Consider the following 7,790-nt stretch of genomic DNA (forward strand, 5'->3'; position numbering starts at 1 on the left):
GCGAACGACTCCCGGGCGCGGGCGTGCCGGGCCCGCAGCTCGCCGGCGTCGCGGCCGGCCTCCTCGAGCAGGTCGCCCAGGGCGGCCAGGGCGTTCACCCAGAGCGCGTTGATCTCCACCGGCTTGCCGATCCGCGGCGTCACCGGCCCGTGCTCGGTGTAGGCGTTCATCCAGCTGCGCGCGTCGCCGTCGAGCCGGACCAGCTCGTCGGCGGGGTCGACGCTGAGCGCGCCCCGGCCGCCCAGGTGCCCGCGCAGCAGCCGGCTGAGCGGTCCGGCCAGCTCGGCGGCGAGGTCGCTGTCGCCGGTACGGGTGACGTGCCGGTCGACGGCGTGCACCAGCCACAGCGGCGCGTCCAGCGAGCCGTGCGGTCCCCACGGTCCGCTCTGCTCGCGGGCGGCCCGGGTCGCCCCCTGTGTACGGGCGGTGAGCTGCTCGCGGCCCTCGTCGGCGCGGCCGGTGTCGAGGAACAGGCCCTCGTAGCCGGTCATGGTGTCGCCCAGGTAGCTGCCGAACCACGGGTAACCCGCCACCACGTCGGGTCCGTCCGCGGCGCGCACCACGAACTGGTCCGCGGCGAGGACGAGGCCGGCCCCGTACCCGTCGGCTTTGGCCTGGGATATGAGCCCGTGTGCCCGTTCGCGGGCGGTCGCGATCACGGCCGACGCGGCCGGCGGCCGCTGGTCCGGCGGGCCGGCCCAGGCGGAGATCTCGCAGGTGCCGCCCGGGTCGACCCGGTCGACGAACGTGCCCGCGAGCCAGAGATCCTCGGTCGCGGCCAGGCCGCGACCGGCCTCTTCCCGGTGGTACGCGCCCAGATGCCACCCGCCGCCGGGCTGCCAGCCGGGCCCGGCCAGCCGGTACGCGTCCTCGACCAGCACCCCGTCACCGAGCTGCGTGGTGCGCAGAGCCGGCCCGTCGGCGTAACGCTCGCCGTGCGCGTCGCGCCACGTGCACATGGCGGCGACAGCCAGCCCGACCGGCTCCGGGGCGCTGACCACCCGGTGCACCACGGCCAGCGACGGTGACCCGTGGACCATGGCGAGCTCCCGCTCGATCACGATGTCGCCGACCCGCCAGCGCCAGCGCGGCAGCCCGTCCACGAGTGAGAAGGTCTCCAGGAGGCGGTATCCCTGCGGGGCGATCGCGCCGGACTGCCACTCGTGGGTGTAGAGCGGGACGTGCGCCCCGGAGGGCAGGGTGAGCGTCAGGTCGAGTGACACCAGCCCGATCCGGCGTACGGCGGTCACCGGATCGGCCACCGTCAGCAGCGCGTGATAGCGGCGGGTGCGCAGGCCGGACGCGGTGCCCGAGGCGAAGCCGCCCAGTCCGTCGGTGACCAGCCACTCATGCTCGGCCCCGCCGTCCGCCGCGAGCGAACCACAGGTCTGCGGTCCGAGAATGATCGGCATCGTCATGCGGGAAGCTCACTCAGTGGCACGACCGGCTCAATGCTCATTGTGGATCACGTTAAACCACCCATTTCGTGGCATGTACTCAGCGAAAGGGGGAAGTCTCAGTGGGTAACCGGACAGTCGCCGGGACGCCGGAAGTCCCATCGGTGAGAATGACCGCTGACACGGCCGCGCAGGATTGAGCGTCACCCGGGCGGGGAAGACACGGGCCCGCCCAGCGGTGAGGCCCTCGCGGCCGCAGGGCACCGACGGTCGAGGGTGGGAGCAGCACATGCAGGTGTGGCCGGGTCACCGGTATCCACTGGGCGCGACGTACGACGGCACGGGCACCAACTTCGCGATCTTCTCGGAGGTCGCCGAAGCGGTGGAGCTGTGCCTGTTCGATCCGTCGGGCAACGAGCGGAAGGTACAGCTGCACGAACAGGACGCCTTCGTCTGGCACGCCTATCTGCCCGGGGTCGAGCCCGGCCAGCGCTACGGCTACCGGGTGTACGGCCCGTACGACCCGTCGCGTGGTCTGCGGTGCAACCCGCACAAGCTGCTGCTGGACCCGTACGCGCGGGCGGTCGACGCGGACATCGCGTGGCACCCCTCGCTGTACGCCTACGACTTCGACAACCCGGACGAGATGTCGGACCTCGACTCGGCGCCGCACATGGCCAAGGGTGTTGTGGTCAACCCGTACTTCGACTGGGGCAACGACCGGCGCCCGGACATCCCGTACCACCACTCGGTGATCTACGAGACGCACGTCAAGGGCCTGACCGAGCGGCACCCCGAGGTGCCCCGGGACATGCGCGGCACGTACGCGGCGATCGGCCACCCGGCGATCATCGAGCACCTCAAGCAGCTCGGGGTGACCGCTGTCGAGCTGATGCCGGTGCACCAGTTCGTGCACGACAACCGGCTGGCCGACCTGGGGCTGCGCAACTACTGGGGTTACAACACGCTCGGATTCTTCGCGCCGTACCACGGCTATTCGGCCATGGGCTCGCTCGGCCAGCAGACCAGCGAGTTCCGGGCCATGGTCAAGGCGCTGCACATGGCCGGGATGGAAGTCATCCTCGACGTCGTCTACAACCACACGGCGGAGGGCAACCACCTCGGGCCGACGCTGAGCCTCAAGGGCATCGACAACCGGACCTACTACCGTCTGGTCGACGATCAGCCCAACTTCTACATGGACTACACGGGTACGGGTAACAGTCTCAACGTGCGCAGCCCGCAGAGCCTCCAGCTGATCATGGACTCGCTGCGCTACTGGGTGACCGAGATGCACGTCGACGGTTTCCGCTTCGACCTCGCGTCCACCCTGGCCCGCGAGTTCTACGACGTGGACCGGCTCTCCACCTTCTTCGAGGTGGTCCAGCAGGACCCGGTGGTCGGCCAGGTCAAGCTCATCGCCGAGCCGTGGGACGTCGGCCCGGGCGGCTACCAGGTCGGCAACTTCCCGCCGAACTGGACCGAGTGGAACGGCAAGTACCGCGACACCGTGCGCGACTTCTGGCGCGGCGAGCCGGCCACCCTGGCCGAGTTCGCCAGCCGCATCACCGGCTCGGCCGACCTCTACCAGGACGACGGCCGCAAGCCGTTCCACTCGATCAACTTCGTGACCGCGCACGACGGCTTCACCCTCAACGACCTGGTCTCGTACAACGACAAGCACAACGAGGCCAACGGCGAGGAGAACCGCGACGGCGAGAGCCACAACCGGTCCTGGAACTGCGGCACCGAGGGCCCGACCGACGACAAGCAGGTGCTGCAGCTGCGGGCCAAGCAGCGGCGCAACTTCCTGGCCACGCTGATGCTCAGCCAGGGCGTGCCGATGATCTCGCACGGCGACGAGCTGGGCCGCACCCAGCAGGGCAACAACAACGCGTACTGCCAGGACAACGAGATCAGCTGGATCGACTGGGACAACGCCGACGAGACACTGCTGGAGTTCACCCGCAAGCTGACCGCGTTCCGGCACCGCCACCAGGTCTTCCAGCGCCGCCGGTTCTTCACCGGCCTGCCGGTGACCGCGCGCGGCGGCGGCGACCCGCTGCCCGACCTGGAGTGGTTCACCCCGGACGGCCGGCAGATGGCCGGCGACGACTGGGGCAACGACTTCGGGCGCGCGGTGGCACTGTTCGTCAACGGTGAGGGCATCCGCGAACGCGGCCAGTACGGCCAGCGCCACGTGGACAGCTCCTTCCTGCTGTTCTTCAACGCCCACGACGCGCCCATCGAGTTCCACACGCCCCCCACGGAGTACGGCGAGAAGTGGGAGAAGGTCATCGAGACCGCCGAGCCGTCACCGGACCGGCCCTCGGTCGTCGAGGCGGGCTCCTCCATCCTCGTGCCGGACCGCTCGCTCATCGTCTTGGACAGGACGGTTTAAATTGCCCCCCTCTGCCACCTACCGCGTCCAGGTCCGCCCCGAATTCCCCCTGAAGTCCACCGCTGAGCTGGCCGAATACCTGGCCGATCTCGGCGTCAGCCACCTCTACACCGCGCCCCTGCTCACTGCGACGCCCGGCTCCGAGCACGGTTACGACGTCGTCGACCACAGCCAGGTCAATCCCGCGCTCGGCGGCGAGGAGGGCCGGCTGGCGCTCAAGGCCGCCCTGGACGGCGCCGGCCTGGGCCTGGTGATCGACATCGTGCCCAACCACGCGGGCGTGGGCGTCCCGTCGGCCAACCCGACCTGGTGGGACGTGCTCAAGCACGGCGAGCAGTCCGCGTACGCGAAGTTCTACGACATCGACTGGTCCCGCGGCCGGCTGCTGCTGCCGGTCCTGGCCGATGATCCGGCCGCGCTGGACGAGCTGAAGGTCGAGGGCGACGAGCTCCACTACTACGACAAGCGCTACCCGATCGCCGACGGCACCGGCGGGGGCACCGCGCGCGAGGTGCACGACCGGCAGCACTACGAGCTGGTCAACTGGACCCGCGGCGACTCGGAGCTGAACTACCGCCGGTTCTTCGCCATCGTCGACCTGGCCGGCCTGCGGGTCGAGGACCCCGAGGTGTTCGAGGCCACCCACCGCGAGATCCTGCGCTGGTACGACGAGGGCGCCGTGCAGGGCATCCGGGTCGACCACCCGGACGGCCTGCGGGACCCGGGGGACTACCTGCGGCGGCTGCACGAGCGCGCACCGGACGCCTGGCTCACGGTCGAGAAGATCCTCGAGCCCGGCGAGCAGCTCCCGGACTGGCCGGTGGCCGGCACGACGGGCTACGACGCGCTCTCCGAGATCTGCGGCGTCTTCGTCGACCCGGGCACGGAGGCGTTCTTCGACACACTCGACCACCACCTGACCGGCGGCGAGCGCAGCTGGCAGGACCTGGTGCACGAGACCAAGCTGCAGGCCGCGACCACGCTGCTGGCCGCCGAGCTGGCCCGGATGTGCCGGCTGGTGCCGGAGATCGAGGCCGCCCCGCGCGCCCTGGCCGAGCTGGCCGCCTGCTTCCCGGTCTACCGGTCCTACCTGCCGTTCGGCACCCGGTACCTGGCCAAGGCGCGGTCCGAGGCGGGCCGGCGGCGCCCCGCCCTGATCCCGGCCCTGGACCAGCTCACCGCCCGGCTGCGGCGCGCCGACGACGAGCTGGCCGCGCGGTTCCAGCAGTACACCGGCGCGGTCATGGCCAAGGGCGTCGAGGACACCGCGTTCTACCGGTGGACCCGGTTCACCGCCCGCAACGAGGTCGGCAACGACCCGGCCAAGTTCGGCGTGTACCCGGACGAGTTCCACGAGTGCGCCGACGAGCGGCAGCGCCGCTGGCCCGAGACGATGACCACCCTGTCCACCCACGACACCAAGCGCAGCGAGGACGTCCGGGCCCGGCTCGCCGTGCTCAGCGAGCTGCCCGGGGACTGGACCGAGGTGGTGCGCCGCTGGGTGCGCGCGGCCCCGCTGAGCGATCCGGCCCTGGCCCACCTGATCTGGCAGGCCGCGGTCGGTGCCTGGCCGATCGAACGGGAGCGGCTGCAGGCGTACGCGCTCAAGGCCGCCCGCGAGGGCGCCGTCTCGACCACCTGGCAGCACCCGGACGACCGGTTCGAGACCGCGCTGCGCGAGATGGTCGACAAGATCTACGACGACCCGGCCCTGCACACCGAGATCGGTGACTTCGCCGCGTCGATCACCGCGCCGGGCTGGTCCAACTCGCTCGGCCAGAAGCTGATCCAGCTGGCCATGCCCGGTGTGCCCGACACCTACCAGGGCACCGAGCTGTGGGACTTCTCGCTGGTCGACCCGGACAACCGGCGGCCGGTCGACTTCGGCCTGCGCCGCGAGCTGCTGGGCCGCCTCGACGACGGCTGGCAGCCGCCGATCGACGAGACCGGCGCGGCGAAGCTGCTGGTGACCAGCCGTACGCTGCGGTTGCGCCGGCAGCGGCCGGAGCTGTTCACCGGCTACCGGCCGGTCTTCGCCGAGGGCCGCGGGTCCGACCACGTGCTCGCCTTCGACCGGGGCGGGGTGGTGGCGGTCGCGACCCGGCTGCCGGTCGGATTGTCACGCCACGGCGGCTGGCACGACACCACGCTGACACTCGACGGCCACACCTGGACGGAAGTCTTCACGAATACCAGCTACGGCGGTAACCGTCTGGCGGTGGCCGAGCTGCTGCACACCTATCCCGTCGCACTGCTGGTGAAAGAGTAATGACGCTCTTCGAAGTCTGGGTTCCCGAGAAGACCGTCCGGCTGCGGATCGACGGAACGGACCGTGACATGGAACGCGGCGACGACGGCTGGTGGCGCCTCGACGTGCCCGAGGCCGGGCCGGGGACCGACTACGCGTACGTGCTGCCGGACCACGACGGTGGGCTGCCCGATCCGCGCTCGGCGTGGCAGCCCGAGGGCGTGCACGGCCCCAGCCGGGTGTACGACCACGCGGCCTTCCCGTGGACCGACGGTTCCTGGACCGGCCGCCAGCTCCCGGGCTCGGTCCTGTACGAGCTGCACGTCGGCACGTTCACCCCGCAGGGCACCTTCGACGCGGCGATCGAGCGGCTGGACCACCTCGTCGAGCTGGGCATCGACCTGGTCGAGCTGCTGCCGGTCAACTCCTTCAACGGCGAGTACAACTGGGGCTACGACGGCGTCTGCTGGTACGCCCCGCACGAGGCGTACGGCGGCCCGGACGGGCTCAAGCGCTTCGTGGACGCCGCCCACCGCAAGGGCATCGGCGTGGTCCTGGACGTGGTCTACAACCACTTCGGGCCCAGCGGCGCGTACGCCCCGATGTTCGCGCCGTACCTCAGCGCCGCCGGCAGCAACCCGTGGGGCGACTCGGTCAACCTCGACGGCCCGCTGTCGGAGGAGGTCCGCCGCTACATCATCGACAACGTGCTCGGCTGGCTGCGGGACTACCACGTCGACGGGTTGCGGCTCGACGCCGTGCATGCGCTGGCCGACCACAACGCCGTACACCTGCTGGAGCAGATGGCGATCGAGGTGGAGAGCCTGTCCACCCACCTCAACCGGCCGCTGTCGCTGATCGCCGAGTCGGACCTCAACGACCCGAAGCTGATCACCCCGCGCGAGGCCAACGGCTACGGCCTGCAGGGCCAGTGGGACGACGACGTGCACCACGTGCTGCACGCGTTGCTGACCGGCGAGCGGCAGGGCTACTACGGCGACTTCGGCTCGCTGGAGAGCCTGGAGACCGTACTGACCGGCGCCTTCTTCCACGCCGGCACCTGGTCCAGCTTCCGTCACCGCCGGCACGGCCGCCCGGTCGACCGGGCCCGGATCCCGGGGCACCGGTTCGTGGCGTACCTGCAGAACCACGACCAGATCGGCAACCGGGCGATCGGTGACCGGCTGTCCGCCACCCTGTCGCCGGGCCGGCTCAAGATCGGCGCCACGCTGCTGTTCACCTCGCCGTTCACCCCGATGTTGTTCATGGGCGAGGAGTGGGCGGCCGGCAACCCGTGGCAGTTCTTCACCAGCCACCCCGAGCCGGAGCTGGCCGCGGCCGTGCAGAACGGCCGGCGCCGCGAGTTCGCCTCACACGGCTGGGCCGAGGCCGAGGTGCCCGATCCGCAGGACCCGGCCACGTTCGAGCGTTCCAAGCTGAACTGGGACGAGCGGGAGAAGCCCGGCCACGCCGAGATCCTCCAGCTGCACCGGCAGCTGATCGCGCTGCGCCGCAGCCGCGCCGACCTGTCCGACCCACGCCTGGACAAGGTCGAGGTCTGGCACGGCGACCAGTACGTGGTGATGCGCCGCGGGAACTGCGCGGTGGCCGTGAACCTGGCTCCGGTGCCGCAGACGATCAGCCTGCGGGCGGTGCCGCGCAGCGTGCTGCTGGCCACCGAGCAGGGCGTGGTGCTGCAACGCGACCGCGTCGAGCTTCCGGCCGAGACCGCCGAGGTGGTCGC

General features: G+C 70.9%; 4 protein-coding genes. 3 read left to right on the top strand and 1 reads right to left on the bottom strand.

All coding sequences use genetic code 11. The features are described from left to right. Positions 1-1,418: glycogen debranching enzyme N-terminal domain-containing protein (locus tag AB0C29_RS23620; protein WP_360823769.1), on the bottom strand; the 1,418-nt coding region annotated here is incomplete at its 3' end. A gap of 268 nt (positions 1,419-1,686) precedes the next feature. Here AB0C29_RS23620 and glgX point away from each other — a divergent pair. From glgX to treZ, 3 genes are all read left to right on the top strand, one after another. Then, positions 1,687-3,798, top strand: a complete 2,112-nt coding sequence (glgX, locus tag AB0C29_RS23625; protein ID WP_360823772.1) for a glycogen debranching protein GlgX — start codon at positions 1,687-1,689, stop codon at positions 3,796-3,798. A gap of 1 nt (position 3,799) precedes the next feature. Then, positions 3,800-6,067, top strand: a complete 2,268-nt coding sequence (treY, locus tag AB0C29_RS23630) for a malto-oligosyltrehalose synthase (RefSeq protein ID WP_360823775.1) — start codon at positions 3,800-3,802, stop codon at positions 6,065-6,067. Next, positions 6,067-7,790 (top strand): malto-oligosyltrehalose trehalohydrolase (treZ, locus tag AB0C29_RS23635; RefSeq protein WP_360823778.1); only part of this gene is annotated, 1,724 nt, incomplete at its 3' end. The genes treY and treZ, both read left to right, overlap by 1 nt.

Origin of the sequence: Actinoplanes sp. NPDC048791, from assembly GCF_040650095.1 — a bacterium.
GTDB lineage: Bacteria > Actinomycetota > Actinomycetes > Mycobacteriales > Micromonosporaceae > Actinoplanes.

Coding starts and splice junctions, on each gene's coding strand:
- glgX (WP_360823772.1), top strand. CDS start 1,687: ATGCAGGTGTGGCCGGGTCACCGGTATCCACTGGGCGCGACGTACGAC.